Below are 15,319 nucleotides of genomic sequence, written 5' to 3' on the forward strand. Positions count from 1 at the left end.
CTATCTCGAAAAAAATCTGGAATCAAAATCAAAGGGTTCTGTTGAGGTGATTTCCACCTGGTAAAACTGCCTGTGGGCTGGGTTGATTAAGAAATTAAAGTCCCCCTGCACCACCACTGAAGGGACTTTAAAAATCAGATAGTCGTTTTCTGAGAGGAATTTATCACCGATCTCCTGAGTAGAATGTGAATGCGGAATGGATTTCCAATCCTTCGGCAAATCTGAAACCACAATTTCCTTCATCGCTATAGTATCAGGGATTGTAATTTCCACTAATTCATAATCGGTCGGAACATTACCCAGAGGCGTATGCACAGCGATTTCTGCGGTGCAAAGTGCCCGGGATTGGCTGGTGTAAAGAATTGCTTTCCCCTTGCTGTTCCATCTACCCCCCGCCAATTCCGCACCTTTTGCAGACAAATCGAAAGCATACTTGCTTTTGGAAAGTCGGTAAATTTTCATGCTAAGACTCCATACTCGATTCTAGTCAGCTCGTCTTTTAGGAGATTAATCCCAAAGCTGCTATCCAAGAAAGACTTTGGAAGTAAACCACCCAAAGCAATACAAGGGGTCTCCATCCAAGATTGGAACTTTGACTTCTTCCCAAACACCTCCACACCTCTCTTTTGAAGTAAGGCTATTTCGACTATCTTTTCTGACTGCAAGGAATCGAACGACTTTTGCTCCTTTTGGTAGCGCTGCATCGTGCGCTCAGAAATATGTAGATAATCTGCCCATTCCTCATTCGTAAATGCACTCTTGGAGGCAAACTTCTCAAAATCATCAAACGAAATACCTCGCCTCACGAGACTGATTACATCATTTATAAACTTGTCGTCTGTAGTATTATAAGCTACTTCTGGATCGAAAATGGTAAATTGAGTCATGATGAATGCTTTAGGACCGAATACAACTGTCATAAAATTAACGACATTTGTCAAAGTTTGTTTAAATTTCTCACTTTTTTTTAATAAATCACTCCTATGTCATTAAGGTACTCTTCAGCATTACTTCTCTCAGTGCTAATCGCCTGTAGTTCTCCTGAGAGGGAGGAAAATCCTAAAGAAATACTCGCACTCCAAATGGAAGAGCATCTCAAAACCGAAGTCCTGGATAAATGGTACCCACAAGCAATGGATACCCTAGACGGTGGTTTTTATAGCAATTTCTCCTACGATTTCAAGCTAGAGGAAAAGCAGGAAAAAATGATTGTCACTCAATCCCGGCACGTATGGACAAATGCAAAAGCTTCACTTAAGTATCCCAAGGTCGAATACTATAAAACTGGTGCAAAACACGGTTTTAAGTTTCTAAAGGATAAAATGTGGGATTATGAATACGGAGGATTCCATTGGCTGGTGGACAAGCAAGGAAAGCAAATCGGCAATCCTATGAAAACAGCCTATGGAAATGCTTTTGGGATCTATGCATTAGCGGCATATTACGGCGCAAGTGAAGATGAATCTGCTTTGGCCCTGGCAAAAGAAGCCTTCCTATGGCTGGACAAGCATGCTCACGATTCGATCAACGGAGGATATTTTCAGCATTTGGCACCGGACGGCACGCCCATTTTGCGACCTGAGGATACCCCATCCACATCCGATCTAGGCTATAAAGACCAGAACAGTTCCATTCATATACTGGAGGCTTTCACCGAGTTATATCAAGTTTGGCCAGACCCAAAAGTAAAGGATAGGCTGGAAGAAATGCTGCTTTTGATCCGGGACCAAATCGTGACGGACAAGGGTTATCTGACGCTATTCCTATATCCAGACTGGCAACCGGTGAGTTTCAAAGATTCTACAGAAGAAGTAATTACCCGGCATCATTTGCTCGACCATGTTTCTTTTGGCCATGATGTAGAAACAGGTTTTTTGATGATAGAGGCCTCTGAAACGCTCGGCTGGGAAAACGACAGCACCACACATAGAATCGCAAAAAAGATGATAGACCATGCCCTAGAAAATGGCTGGGATGAAAGTGTAGGCGGCTTTTATGACGAAGGTTATTATTTCCAAGACGGTTACCGGGTAACCCATGACACCAAAAACTGGTGGGCGCAAGCTGAAGGAATGAACGCACTATTATTGATGGCTGAGCTTTACCCAAATGATCCTCACAATTATTATGAGAAGTTTGAAAAACTCTGGGATTACACGGACACTTACTTGATAGACCATGAAAATGGGGATTGGTATCCAGGAGGACTGGACAAGCAACCAGAACTAAAAACAGTAGGAAAAGGGAATATCTGGAAAGGAATTTATCACCACTATAGATCTTTGGATCATTGCATAGACAGACTGCGGGAGATGAGTCAAAAATCGGAATAATAATAGCAGTGCACTCCATTCCCCTCCAAGGGGTAAACCGCATGATTCAGCAAACATTATCTCTTGGCCGTTTCATTTTAACTACTTTCAAGAGTCATGAAATCGAGCATGTCGGAAGCGACACACAGAGGGATGATTATCTCCCAGACGAGATTCCATCCCGTTTCCTTCGTCACGGGACAGGTTATGGCCTTTAAAAGACAAATTATAATCATATGAAAAAAATCACTTTTGTATATGATCCGGAAATAAAACCTGAAAAACTCGATGAGTTGCTTGAAAGGATGGATCCCAGGCCTGACAAAAAGCTTTCTTTGGATGAGTTATCTGTGGAGAATCTCAATCAAGAGGAATGGCTGGCCTGCTCGCTGTCAGACAATCAGCTTCGTAAGCTACTCGATCAGACAAAAGACAAAGAACTAAATGTAGCCCTTCTGCCCCATCCTGAGATGGAACAGGCAAGAAAGGGGTTTGGCATACATACCAGTTTTGAAACCGCCTGGCAGGAAATCCAAGAAGCCGAGAAAATCCCCGAAACCGATTTGATGCAGGTTGACGAACACTTGACCTTTAACTCCTTAGTAGTCGGCACTTCTCTAAGCATTCTTTATTCCAATGGAGCCGATAATTTCTGGGAAGGAGTCAAAACTAGATTTTCCCAACTAATCAAACTTTTCCGAAGGGTAAAACTAAAACCCTATACCATCACTTATAAAAATGGAAAGGAGAAAAGCAAAATAGAAATAGCTGCGATGGGGATTTTAGCAGTGGCGCACTGCGAAAGTAACTTGATTTTTCGTCGTGTCATAGAACAATCCGGTCTGGACGATGGCAGAATCCATCTGTTGATTTTGGCTCCAAAAAGCCTTTTCTCTTTGATCCAATTTGGATTACAGAACCTCTTTTTCCCTATCAAAGGTGGAACCCTTCCCAAGTTTGTGGGATATATTTCTACAAGTGAAGTATGCCTTAGTTCTTCCGAGCGCATTCAATTTGCGGTGGATGGGGAAGAAAAAGAAGCCAAAGAATTAAAAATCTCGCTGGTAGAAGAGAAAATTAAAATACTACCCGGAGCAAGACTCCAGGAAAAAGAACCAAGTGAAGGTCCAAAATCCATCAATGTAGCGGCTCTTCCTACAGGCCGATTGAAGGAGGAATTACTTCACTCCTATTTGCCATGGGTTCGCCATGCCACAGCGGAAGAATTCAAAGACCTTTTCACACTATTACGGACAAATTCGCAGACTTCCTCCACCTATTTGGTGCTGATGGCGCTCTCAACTATGATTGCGACTTTCGGGCTTTTTGGGGATTCTGCACCTGTAGTGATAGGCGCGATGATTTTGGCTCCCCTGATGGGACCGATTATATCCTTGGCTATGGGCATGCTTCGCCAAGATAGCTTGCTGATCAAAAACAGCTTGATTACAATCTTCTGGGGTGTGATCGTAGGATTGTTTTTCTCGATTCTAATTTCACTGATTACGCCTTTAGAAGTGCTGAATGATCAGATACTTGCCAGAATCCGCCCGAACCTGCTTGACCTGGGAATTGCAATAGCATCCGGAATAGCCGGAGCCTATGCCTACTCCAAGGAAGAAATCTCCAAAACTTTGGCAGGAGTGGCGATTTCCGTTGCGCTGGTTCCCCCTTTGGCTGTGGCGGGAATAGGAATCGGGTGGATGGACCAGGAAGTATTTGGTGGCGCCATGCTTTTGCTCGGCACCAACCTAGCCGGCATCACCATGGCAGCAGCTTTGACTTTTCTGCTCCTTGGATTCAGCCCGTTCAGATTGGCAAAAAGAGGGCTTTTTATCAGTATGGGAATCCTTATTGCGATTGCTTTGCCCCTAGGATTAAGCTTTAGCAAAATGGTGAAAGAAAACTCGATAATCCAAGATCTCAGCGGCAAGGAAATCCCACATGGACTACTCAGGGAAGTGAAAGTAGTGCAGATGGAACCACTGAAACTTTCAGTGACTATACTTTCTGAAAATGCCCTGGATGAGAATGATTTCAGAGCGATCAAAGCTGAAATTGAGGAAAAGATCGGCAGGCCAGCATCCATTGAATTGACTCTGGGCGTACAATTGGGTGCCCCTATCACCAAAGCTAAGGAGTGAGTGGGATCAGATCACAGAACCAAAATCCGTACTGGGCAGGATCTTGTTTCTTATCAGAAAAGCACTGATCAGAATCATCTGCTGTCTTCGGAGCTTCGTACTTTCTCAGTACTTTTTCTCCAAGCTCAAATTCAATAGGTCTGCTGAAAATGGGCCCATCGAACACGAAAGTATGGAACTCCCCATTTTCCCCACAGGGATCCACATTAGCAGGAAGATCATTTAAAAAACCCTCATCGATCACTCTCCCAACAAAGCTATTATCCAAAAATTGCTCATTGACGCAAGTGGTAATTGTCTTGAATCCTAAATCTAAAAACTCCCGAATCAGTTTATCTGTAGGTTGCTTCCAGAGCGGAAAAACACCGGTCAAATCTAACTCTGCCAGTTTATTCTCACGGTAAGTTCTCAGATCTTCCAGAAATATATCCCCGAAGATTGATGCTGCGACCCCTTGCCTTTTCAACTCCGAAAGTGTTTCTCGCATCGTCTGCTCATACACTTCCATCGAGGGCATATCCGGAACCTGCATTTTAACCAGGGGAATATCCATGCTTTTTGCCTGCAATTCCAGCAATTCAGACCGGACGCCGTGCATGGATATGCGCTGATATTTCTCACTGATACTGGTGAGCAAGCATGCAATTTCAAATTCCTGAGATTGCTGTAGTTTATACAAAGTAAGTGCGGAATCCTTTCCTCCGCTCCAATTGAGAAGTGCTTTTTGGCTCATGATAGTCTTCAGATAAATGTCAAAAATATTCAAAGCTAGCTAAAAGAATACTGCTGCGGCAGAACTTGAGCTCATTTGTTTCTAAAAGCAAAAAGCCTATCTCAGCAGGTCACTGCTAAAATAGGCTTTAAAGACATGCTAGCTCTGGATTATTCCTCTACCCGTGTGAGCTTCATTTCTCCTCTTTGAGAGACCACTTTCAGCTCGTCCGTGGACACAACTTCACCTTTATGGGATACCGTCATATCTTGGATAGCAAAATCATAACTGAATTTACTTCCATCTACTTTGCCGTTTTCCAAAGGGATCTCTCCCATTTGAGATGCTATAGTTCCGGTTAAAGCTCCATTTTCAACTTTATAGTTGAAGGTCAATTCCATCTCCCCTTGCGGTCCAGAGAGGGTAGTTTTCCATTTTCCGGTAATGTCACTTTGCGCATAAGCGGTCATGCTTGCTATTACTAAGAAAAAGCAGAGCATTGATAATTTTTTGAAAATCATAATCATTAAGGGTTTAGGTTTAAATGAGTTTAAGAAAATTGTACTTAAGAATGCTAAGATATTTTTAGTTATCAATATCGAAACAACTTCAAAAAATAGTTATTTATCTGACAATTAGCAAAATATAAGAACGGATGAGTAAGTACGGATGCTGAATTCTAGAAGATTTTGAATATTTGAGTAGCTCTGTATGGTCACTTCATCAAAGCTTTGACGATCATCCAACACTAAAACGGACGGTTTAACGCATATCTATAGGTCCACTTATCCTTACTCTAAAAATACAGAAATACACGCATGGCATTATGAATAAGCAGGTCAGTAACTGAAACCAAAGTACAGTTTCCCTCCTGCTGTTCAAGCAAAAACCGAAGGCTACTTCCTGATTCCATGAAATTCAATTCCCCGCAGGCAACATATTCCGTATCGCGGAGATTTTCCATTGCTCTGTCTCCGTCACTACCAAAAATGTGCTCCACATTTTCCGTACCGTTCCTGAGGAATTTTTGATTTCATAGTGAGCATCTACAATCGCCACATCTGGGTTCAGAAAGCGTATAGACTCCAATTTCAGGCTTCGCTCGCCCGGGTTTTCAGCAGAACTTTCCATCATTCCTTTCACAGCCTCGTCTATTCCTTTTCGCCAAACTCCAGAGGAAACCAATTGATCCACATCTTCTACCAGTATTTCCCTTAGTAAAACCGTATCATTCGTTTCCCTAGCCTGGGAATAAGAACTGATCAAATCCATGATTTCCCGGGATTCACCTTTGGTATTCAAAGGGTTTTGAGAGAAAGCTGAGGAGCTGATAAGGAGTAAGAAAAGGATGCTGAGGGATTTCATGGCAATTCAGTTTGACGTAATTTACGCTTTTTCTAAACGACAAAACAAGTCCAGTTTCTAGTGATGCAGAACAACTGTGCCCTTTGTGTAACCTCCGCTAACTTTGTGGTTTAAAAAAAAACAAAGCCACCCATTCCTGAGTGGCTGTAATATTTAATTCGAAAGTCCAGCCTTCTGGTAAAGCAGAACAGCCCGGAAGTTGAAATCGCTTACTGATCTTCTCCTCTGAGTTTGATAATTGACCCTTCTAGAATATCTCCTATCCGGATTTGACAAGCCAGCCTGGACGTAGGGTAATACTCTGGCAAGTTCTCCAATTGGTCCAATTCTATATCAGTGGCCTCGCCCAGCTCATCTTTTCCCTCCAGCACTTCCACATGACAGGTAGCACAAAGGGCCATACCCCCACAAGTGGCTAAAACCGGATATTCTGAAGCTTTTAGTATCTCCATTAGGCTAAAGCCCATATCATCAGGAGCTTCGATTTCTTGACGGTTACCGTCGTGATCTTCTACAGTGAAATTTACCATGCCGCAAAAATAAGATTAAAATGAATTTACACCATTAACAGTCGTGTATTTGAAGCTCAACTTCTGATCTGGATACACATATTTAAAGGCGGAATGCATCATAATCGCTGCTTCATGAAATCCACAAAGTATCAATTTCAGCTTTCCTGGGTAGGTATTGATATCACCTATAGCGTAGATTCGCTCCACTCCTGTAGAGTAATCACGCGTATCTACTTCGATCGCATTTTTATCAATACTCAAGCCCCAATCTGCGATGGGACCCAGTTTTGGGCTCAAACCAAAAAGAGGGATCAGGTAATCTGTTTCAATCACATGCTCAACTTTGGACTTATCCATAAAAGTGACTGAATCCAATTTGCCATTGCCGCTCAATTGCTTCAGGTTAGCAGACAGAATCAGGTCTATTTTACCATTATTTGCCAAATCAAAAACCTTCGCTGCAGAGTCTGGAGCGCCTCGGAAGGTCTCATTTCTGTGTACCAAGGTCACCTTTTTGGCAACTTTTGAAAGGAAAATGGTCCAGTCAAGAGCGGAATCACCACCACCTGCCAGCACTACATTTTTGTCACGGAACTTCTCTGGGTCTTTCACCATATAAGTCACGCCATTTCCCTCATAGAGCTCTAGGTTTTCAATCGCAGGTTTTCTAGGTTCGAAACAACCTAATCCGCCGGCAATAATAACCACCTGCGCATGAACCTTAGTCTTGTCGCTGGTAGTGACTATAAAAGAGCCATCCTCCTGCTTATCCAGATGATCTACTCGCTCACCTAAAGTAAAAGTAGGAGAGAAAGGTTTGGCCTGCTCCATCAGGTTATCCACCAAATCCTGGGCATTCACTTCAGGATAGCCCGGAATATCGTAAATCGGCTTCTGAGGATAGATCTCCGAAAGCTGACCACCCACCTGAGGCAGGGCATCAATTAGATGACAACGCATTTTCAGCAAACCAGCTTCGAAAACTGCAAATAGGCCCACAGGGCCGGCTCCGATAATACAAAGGTCTGTATGGATCATGATGTATAAAATTTGGGGTGCTTCCCCGGTTAAAAGTTTCCTTTTTTATTATTTATTGATCAAGAGATTCCCCGTTGAGATTTTGATAAATCGTGTTGAGAATCCGCTTAAACTCTTCGAAATCATGGGGACTCAAATTTTCCCAGGCTTTCTCTCTAATCTGATGAATCTCAGGACGTAAGGCAGTGACTTTTTCCACACCTGTATCCGTCAAATGCAACTGAAAACTCCTTCTGTCCTGCGGATGGGGCACTCGCTCCACATATCCTTTTTTGCATAGCAAATCAATAATACGGGTAAGCGTAGGATGATCTTTGAATACCAAATTTGCCAACTCCGTCTGACTCAACAAATCATTTTCAGAAAGGTTTTTCAGCACTAACCATTGATCCACCGTCACATCAAAATCCCCAGACTTAAACTGCTGCTGAGCATATTGCTTCACTTTACGGGCCGTTCGGTCCAATAGAAATGAATATTTAGAATACTGCTCTTGTGTCATACCAATAGTTAGTGTGACAAATATATGAAAAATCTGGCTGGACAATACTATTCTCTATAATTTTTATGGGGTTTGTAGGTTTTAGGCAAAAATTTATCCTTCGAGCTCAAAAGAAAGTCTCAGAGCTTAGCCTCAATAAACTCCTCAATCCTACTATAAACTAACCCCTTATAACTTAATGAAAATGGATTTTCACTGACTTCAATCACCTCATCCAACTCCTTGAAACCGGCTTTTTCAAGCGCTTTCGAGACCCAAGAAACCAAGTCTTCTGGACCTGAAATATCAAGTTTCCGCTTTTGATTTTCTAATTCAATCCTTCCCTTTTCCACAGAAAAATGGAATTTCTTTCCCGGAAGCAATTGATTGATTTGCCCGGAAATCACCAGATCCTCCGGCAACCCTGAAATCAACGGAGTGCCGCAATTCAGCAACCAAAACCTATCAGCAGTTTCCAAAGCGATTTCCAAATCATGGGTCACCACGAGGATGGACTTTCCTTGAGTCTTTGCGATTTCCCGGAGCAAATGCATAATCTCGTAGCGATTTACCAAATCCAGATGAGCAGTAGGCTCATCCAAGACCATCACTTTCCCATCCTGAGCCAGCGCCCTTGCGATCAACGCTTTTTGTCGCTGACCGTCGCTGATTTCAGAAAGTCGTTCATCTCGTAAATACTCGATTTTTGTAGCCAAAAGTGCATTTCGAACCACTTCCTTATCCTTTTCCTCCAGCTTTCCTGTCCATCCTGTATGGGGAATTCTACCCATAGCTACCAATTGCACTACGGTCATATTTCCCGGCAAAAATGGCTCAGTCAAAACCACTGAAAGTTCCTTTGCTAATTCCTCATTTGAATACTCAGAAATGGTTTTTTTATGGAGCAAAACTTCACCTCGGAAGGGCTTCAATTGACCTAAAACAGCCTTCACAAGGGTTGATTTCCCGACACCATTTGGTCCCAGCAAACAGGTCATTTCGCCGGAAAAGAGCTCAAATTCCAATCCATTTAGAATTTCCTTTTTCATATTGCCTTTGGAGTATCCAAGGCTAAGATTTCTACCGATGATTGATGCTTTTCTCATGGCTAGAATTCTTTACTGAAGTTTTTGCGAAGCACCAAACCGATCACTATCGGAGCTCCAACAAGTGATGTAATTGCATTAATGGGTAAGGTCTGTGCAGATCCAGGAAGCTGACCTACGGCATCACATAGAAGCAACAAACTTGCTCCTACCAAGGCTGAAGCTGGAAACAGGATTCTATGGTCAGAGGTTTTCCAGACAATTCTAGCCAAATGTGGCACCGCAATTCCTATAAAAGCAATCGGCCCACAAAATGCAGTAACACTTCCAGCCAACAATCCTGTACTGAGAATCATCAACCAACGCAGACGTTCAGGATTGACCCCCATGCTTTTGGCATAACTCTCGCCCAGTAGCATTCCATTATAGGATTTGACTGAGGCGATCACGGGTACGATTCCGATGACATTCACCAAACCAAGAACCCAAACCTGGCCCCAAACCAATCCGCCTAGACTTCCCATGGACCAAATGGTAAAAAGCTTCAATGCTTCCGCTCCTGAAAAATAAGAAAGAACAGATATCACAGCCGAAACCGCAGAACCAAACATCAGCCCGACGATCAAAAGCGTCATGCTGTCTTTCACTTTCCAAGCTACCAAACTCACGGTCAGCAATACCAAACTAGCACCCAACGTCCCTGCAATGGCGATAGCCCAAGGATTAATCGCCCCACCAAAAGCAGCTAGTCCAAAAGCAGAACCAGCAAGCATCAAAATCGCCACCCCAAGCCCCGCGCCTGAACTAATCCCCAATACAAACGGTCCTGCTAATGGATTCCTGAAAAAAGTCTGCATCTGCAAACCACTGATGCTGAGTCCTATTCCTGCCAAAATAGCGACCAAAGCTTTTGGGATTCTGTAGTTCAAAATAATCTGTTCCCGTGACGCTTTTGTCCATTCTCCAGTGAAAATTCCTGAAAGAATTTCGTTCGGTGAAATAGACACGGATCCCAAACTGACATTCAGCAGAAAACTGAAAAGCAGCAGAACCAACGCGGCCGAGAGAAGAAGAAATGGACTATTTTTTTGCATGGAGTTGTTGATAAAAATACAACTCATACGCTGGAAGTAAATCAGGATGAAGGATTTTGATCAAATCTTTTAGAATCAAATCCGGTCGCATGTAGCCCAACTCAAAATACTCCAACCCTCCTTCTCTACCTCGCTTTTGGGTGTATGAAAACACATTTCCTGATTTGAAGGCCTTAAATGCCTTATAGCGAGTCTCTGCATTCCCCATAGTTTCTAAATCCAGAAAATCAGCGGATCCTATCCAAAAATCAGCTTCCAATGCATTTTCAAGCACATATTCATAGTTCAGTTGCGCAGAACCAGTTCCTTTTTGATCGGAGAAAATATAGTCGCCACCAGCATTTTGTAGGATCTTCGCCCCCCAACTTTCACTTCCCGGGGCATACCAAATATCCTGATAAAGCACCCCGCTCAGCACAGTAGGCCGAAGTGAATCAACAATCGAATCACTCAATTTCTCAGCTTCCAAATAGTCATTTTCCACCTGCTCAAAAGCTAGTTTCGATTCCTCATATTTCCCTAAAAGCACCCCTGTAAACTTAATCCATTCCGCTCTTCCTAGCGGATGTTGCTCCACATATTCTCCATTAATTACTGCGGGAATCTCAGCCTGTGCCAGCAAATCCAAGTACTTCAGATCATCTCCCAGCGTAGAAATCATGATCCAATCCGGAGCCAAATCGATCACCATTTCTGTATTTGCCGAAGGCCCTGAACCCAAGTCAGTAACATTCCCAGCATCAATATGTTGCCATGTTTTTTCCGATGAAATCAGGTCCAGATTCGGAAATCCAATCAACTTTTTCGTTTCATCCAGCATATCCAAATGTGGGATTTGAGTAGTCGAAGTCAGGATGACTTTTTCTACCGGGAGCTGAATGATTGCATCGAAATTCCCGGTTGGTTTTTCAGCATTTTCTTCCAAAACCAAATAGGAAAAAATTCTATCTGCACCCGTCCATGGCTGAGTCACTTCTACCTTCCAAAAGTTTTCTCCCTTAGAAATAGTAAAGCCAGATGCATAGCTTATGACTAATTTTTCTAGCGTATTTTCACCCTTGCCCACTTTCTCATTGCACCCTGAAAAAGAAAGGATTACGAACAAAAACAGTAAAGAAAAAAAGAAACTAATTCGATGGTTTTTCACAGATTTTATTGGAATAATTGAAGCCCAAAATAAGCTCGGGAATTCGCCACTTCCAAAATTTGTCTCTAAACAGATTTTTTTTCTAAGCTTTCCCGATCTACTTTTGCAGCCGAAATAGGTTCCCAAACTCGCAACTGAGCTCTTGGGATTAAAAGGGAATTTGGTGTAAAACCAAAGCTGTCCCCGCAACTGTAAACCGAGCGGATTTTTCCGCAGATTTGTCAACCATGCCATTGTTCCGAAACCAATTCGGGATGAGAAGGCGGCAAATTTAGGTGAGCCAGGAGACCTGCCCGTTTCTGTTGATTCTGTGCTTTCGGAGGAAAAGCGACGAAGAATGTACCCGAGTCGCATTTTGCGGTTCCGATCCTTTCTTCCCATTTCTCTTCAAGCCCGAATCGGATTTAAACTAATTCGATCAGGCATGACTTTGCTCTTGTGGGTTTACTCTTTTGTGGGCTTTAGCCCGATCAGTCAGGATACGATTCCTCTGGCTGAGGTGGAAGTCTATGCGCCGGCTTTGGATAGATTTGCCCAAGGGCAAAAAGTTATCAGCTGGTCAAAAAAGGATTTGCAGGACTTCCAGGGAAGATCTCTTGGAAATATTTTGCAAGAGCAATCACCGGTTTTCGTGAGGCAATACGGAGCAGGAATGATCGCTTCCCCATCTTTTCGCGGTACTTCAGCAGGTCATACTGCAGTTTTTTGGAACGGCTTACCCATCAACAGTCCCTCACTCGGGCAAAGTGACTTATCCATTCTACCTATTTCCGCCATCGATCAAGTGAGTTTGCAGTTCGGCAATGCAGGAGCACTTTTCGGAAATGAAGCCATTGGAGGTTCTGTTCATTTAGGCACCGAAACCGAATTTGCCAAGGGGTTTCAGGCTAGAATTTCTCAGCAGTTCGGAAGCTTTGGTTTGTTTAATTCTTCAGCTTTTGCAGGATTTTCTACCTCTAACTTCAGTAGCAAAACGAAAATTTACAGGGAGTTTGCCAAAAACAATTTTCCCTACAAAGACTTGGGACAATTTGGTACGCCGGAAGTAAAAGAAGATCATGCGCAGTTTGAGCAAATCGGTCTTGCACAGGATCTGGCTTGGAATCTGAATGAAAACAACCAATTGAAAACAGCTTTCTGGTGGAATAAAACCAACCGGGAAGTTCAGCCTGTCATCGGCTCAAACACTGAAGATGAACAGGAAGATCAAGCTTTCCGCGCTGTAATAGATTATTTCCATTTTGAAGAAAAATCGGTCTGGAATCTGAAAACGGGTTTTGTAAGAAATGAGCAACTGTTCAATGCGAGTCAAAACAACAGCACACAATACTTTATGGCTGGTGATTGGGATCAGGAAATTTCCACCAAATGGACTTCAAAATTTGGCACCAGATATACGCTGACCAAAGGTGATCTCAGCACCTACCAAGCTGAGGATAATCGAATTGAGTTGTATCAAAGCACAAATTTCTCCCCTTCTGAAAAGCTCTCATTTGCGTTAAATCTTAGGCAATTGGTTTATGATGGCACTTTTGCTCCCTTTACTCCCAACCTTGGAATGGATTGGAGCTTTTGGAACAGAAACTCGCAGTCCTTACAACTTAAAACTTCCTTCGGGAAAGGCTTTAAAGTCCCGACGCTGAATGATAGATTCTGGAATCCCGGAGGCAATCCAGACCTACTTCCCGAAGAAAGCCTAAGCGGAGAAATCGGCCTGACTTGGAACAAAACAGGAAATCTTAACTGGAAACAAAGCTTGACTTATTACAAAATGTCTGTGGATAACTGGATAATCTGGCTGCCAAAAGGAAGTTTCTGGACTCCGGAAAATATCAAAAAGGTCAGTAATGAAGGTGTAGAATATCAAGGAAGTTTGGATGGAACTGTTGGGACTTGGAATTGGGATCTAAATATATCCTATACCTTCTCCAAAGCAGTAACCACCAAAGGAACGGACGAAAATGACCAATCGGTAGGCAAGCAATTGCCTTACTCTCCACAGCATCAGGCTAACGCAAAACTCAGAGTAGAGATGCAGGACTTTTCGGCCTTTGCGAGCACATTTTACGTGGGAGAACGATCAGTTACGGCGGATAACCCGCGCCTGATGCCATCTTATCAGCTTTTCAATTTGGGACTTGGCTACAGCGGAATTCAGCTGGGCAAAGTCCGTTTTCCACTCAGTTTTCAAATCAACAATATTCTCGACACCGACTATCAGGTGCTCTACTTGAGAGCCATGCCAGGAAGATCTTTTCAATTTAACTTATCCATACTATTATGAACTTAAAACAATTTCTCTGGGCTTCAGCCTTGATTTCTATCTCTTTTGCCTGCTCCGACAGTGGAGATGAAAAGCCATTAGGCAAGTATGAATCCGGCATATTGATCATGAATGAGGGGAACTTCGGTACCAATGACGGAGAAGTCTATCACCTCAACCCAAACACGAAAGAACTGCTTCCAAACATTTTTGAAGCAGAAAATGCACGCCCATTTGCAGGTTTGTTGGAAGACATGGTGCTGGAAGCCGACAGATTGTATTTGGTGGCAAATACCGGTAAAGTGGAGATCGTCAATCCGGGGGATTTCAAAAGTTCAGGTGCTGTGGTAGCCGATCTGGACCAGCCGAGATCTCTGGCTGTAAATGGCAATAAGCTTTTCATCAGCGATTATGGCCCTTATGACGCTAATTACGGCACTCCAGATTCTTATGTAGCAGTGGTAAATGGTCTAGACGGCGGAGTAGTTTCCAAGAAAATCGAAGTTTCAAACAAACCTGAAGACCTTTTCGCTCATGGCAATTACATCATTGTAGCTGGTTCTGAAGAAAACAAAATCGAAATTATCGATGCCACTCAGGAAGCTGTAGTTACGACCCTTGACCTGGAAGCTTCACCTCGGCAATTCTATGCTGAAGACGGGATTCTTTGGGTATATGCAGTGGCAGCCGATGAGGTGATTTTCTATACTGTAAATCTGAGCAGCCTAACTCTAGGCACTACTTACACCGTACCAGTGGCCAATGCTACTAGCAGAATCGCTTTCGATGGCGACGATGAAATGTATGTGTTGACTAGCTCAGGGTGGCCAGATTACAATGATGCCGTGCTGAGTATTGACATAGAAGGAAACGCTGCGACTGTTACGGAATTAATGACAGGATCAGGGTTCTATGGCATTGGTTACGACCATAACTTGGATCAGATTTACGTCTCTAATTCAAATGGCTTCCAAGGAAACGGCATCGTAACTGTTCTTTCTGAAACTGGTTCTGTAATCAGAACTTTTGAGGCAGGTAGAGGGCCATCCGGGTTCTTGGTTTACTGAGTCAAAGTCCTATCCGTGTAGTAAAGAAGACTTTTAATCGGGCTGTCTCAAAAGTATGCATGTCACATTTAGCGAAGTCGAAATGTAGCCTAATTTACAGAAATCGGCCTTCGACTCCCCTCAATCAGACTCGTAGAA

15 protein-coding genes and 1 riboswitch are annotated in these 15,319 nt (G+C 43.1%); of the genes, 4 read left to right on the plus strand and 11 right to left on the minus strand.

Features of this window, described 5'->3' with window-relative positions; translation table 11 throughout:
* Both PBT90_RS13975 and parS read right to left on the minus strand, forming a co-directional pair.
* Positions 1–462 (minus strand): RES family NAD+ phosphorylase, encoded by a 462-nt coding sequence (locus tag PBT90_RS13975; protein WP_270129755.1) that lies wholly within the window; start codon positions 460–462, stop codon positions 1–3.
* Positions 459–887: a type II RES/Xre toxin-antitoxin system antitoxin gene (gene parS, locus PBT90_RS13980; protein ID WP_270129757.1), complete on the minus strand. Its 429-nt coding sequence runs from the start codon at positions 885–887 to the stop codon at positions 459–461. The genes PBT90_RS13975 and parS overlap by 4 nt, the downstream gene beginning before the upstream one ends.
* Before the next feature lie 96 nt (positions 888–983).
* Here parS and PBT90_RS13985 point away from each other — a divergent pair, with 96 nt between their 5' ends.
* Both PBT90_RS13985 and PBT90_RS13990 read left to right on the plus strand, forming a co-directional pair.
* On the plus strand, positions 984–2,333 hold the full coding sequence (locus PBT90_RS13985; RefSeq protein ID WP_270129758.1) for an AGE family epimerase/isomerase: 1,350 nt from the start codon (positions 984–986) through the stop codon (positions 2,331–2,333).
* 215 nt (positions 2,334–2,548) lie between these two features.
* On the plus strand, positions 2,549–4,456 hold the full coding sequence (locus tag PBT90_RS13990) for a TIGR00341 family protein (protein WP_270129759.1): 1,908 nt from the start codon (positions 2,549–2,551) through the stop codon (positions 4,454–4,456).
* Here the strand turns inward: PBT90_RS13990 and PBT90_RS13995 are convergent.
* The 9 genes from PBT90_RS13995 to PBT90_RS14035 all read right to left on the minus strand — a co-directional run bounded on the left by PBT90_RS13995 (position 4,446) and on the right by PBT90_RS14035 (position 11,851).
* Positions 4,446–5,189 carry a Dph6-related ATP pyrophosphatase gene (locus tag PBT90_RS13995; RefSeq protein WP_270129760.1) on the minus strand — a complete coding sequence of 248 codons (744 nt, stop codon included), beginning with the start codon at positions 5,187–5,189 and terminating at the stop codon, positions 4,446–4,448. The two genes, PBT90_RS13990 and PBT90_RS13995, sit on opposite strands and share 11 nt — an antisense overlap.
* A 149-nt stretch (positions 5,190–5,338) precedes the next feature.
* The gene (locus PBT90_RS14000; protein WP_264811214.1) at positions 5,339–5,689 is read right to left on the minus strand and encodes a DUF2147 domain-containing protein; all 351 of its coding nucleotides are present in this window, start codon (positions 5,687–5,689) and stop codon (positions 5,339–5,341) included.
* A gap of 397 nt (positions 5,690–6,086) precedes the next feature.
* Positions 6,087–6,533 (minus strand): SgcJ/EcaC family oxidoreductase, encoded by a 447-nt coding sequence (locus PBT90_RS14005; RefSeq protein WP_264811215.1) that lies wholly within the window; start codon positions 6,531–6,533, stop codon positions 6,087–6,089.
* A gap of 209 nt (positions 6,534–6,742) precedes the next feature.
* Positions 6,743–7,063 carry a 2Fe-2S iron-sulfur cluster-binding protein gene (locus tag PBT90_RS14010; RefSeq protein WP_264811216.1) on the minus strand — a complete coding sequence of 107 codons (321 nt, stop codon included), beginning with the start codon at positions 7,061–7,063 and terminating at the stop codon, positions 6,743–6,745.
* Positions 7,064–7,078: 15 nt separating this feature from the next.
* Positions 7,079–8,083 carry an NAD(P)/FAD-dependent oxidoreductase gene (locus PBT90_RS14015; RefSeq protein ID WP_264811217.1) on the minus strand — a complete coding sequence of 335 codons (1,005 nt, stop codon included), beginning with the start codon at positions 8,081–8,083 and terminating at the stop codon, positions 7,079–7,081.
* Positions 8,084–8,135: 52 nt separating this feature from the next.
* A complete protein-coding gene (locus PBT90_RS14020; protein WP_264811218.1) occupies positions 8,136–8,585 on the minus strand; it encodes a MarR family winged helix-turn-helix transcriptional regulator in 450 nt (149 codons plus the stop codon).
* A 119-nt stretch (positions 8,586–8,704) separates the two neighbouring features.
* On the minus strand, positions 8,705–9,670 hold the full coding sequence (locus PBT90_RS14025) for an ABC transporter ATP-binding protein (RefSeq protein ID WP_264811219.1): 966 nt from the start codon (positions 9,668–9,670) through the stop codon (positions 8,705–8,707).
* Between the two features lie 2 nt (positions 9,671–9,672).
* Positions 9,673–10,704, minus strand: a complete 1,032-nt coding sequence (locus tag PBT90_RS14030) for an iron ABC transporter permease (RefSeq protein ID WP_264811220.1) — start codon at positions 10,702–10,704, stop codon at positions 9,673–9,675.
* On the minus strand, positions 10,691–11,851 hold the full coding sequence (locus PBT90_RS14035; protein ID WP_264811221.1) for an ABC transporter substrate-binding protein: 1,161 nt from the start codon (positions 11,849–11,851) through the stop codon (positions 10,691–10,693). Before PBT90_RS14035 ends, PBT90_RS14030 begins: the two co-directional genes overlap by 14 nt.
* Positions 11,852–11,950: 99 nt before the next feature.
* Positions 11,951–12,162: riboswitch (cobalamin riboswitch) on the plus strand.
* A 113-nt stretch (positions 12,163–12,275) separates the two neighbouring features.
* Here PBT90_RS14035 and PBT90_RS14040 point away from each other — a divergent pair.
* Entirely contained in the window at positions 12,276–14,135 is a 1,860-nt protein-coding gene (locus PBT90_RS14040; RefSeq protein ID WP_264811222.1) for a TonB-dependent receptor, read from the plus strand.
* Positions 14,132–15,181 (plus strand): YncE family protein, encoded by a 1,050-nt coding sequence (locus tag PBT90_RS14045; RefSeq protein ID WP_264811223.1) that lies wholly within the window; start codon positions 14,132–14,134, stop codon positions 15,179–15,181. Before PBT90_RS14040 ends, PBT90_RS14045 begins: the two co-directional genes overlap by 4 nt.
* Positions 15,182–15,319: the final 138 nt, after the last annotated feature.

Source organism: Algoriphagus sp. TR-M9, from assembly GCF_027594545.1.
Classification (GTDB): Bacteria; Bacteroidota; Bacteroidia; order Cytophagales; family Cyclobacteriaceae; genus Algoriphagus; species Algoriphagus halophytocola.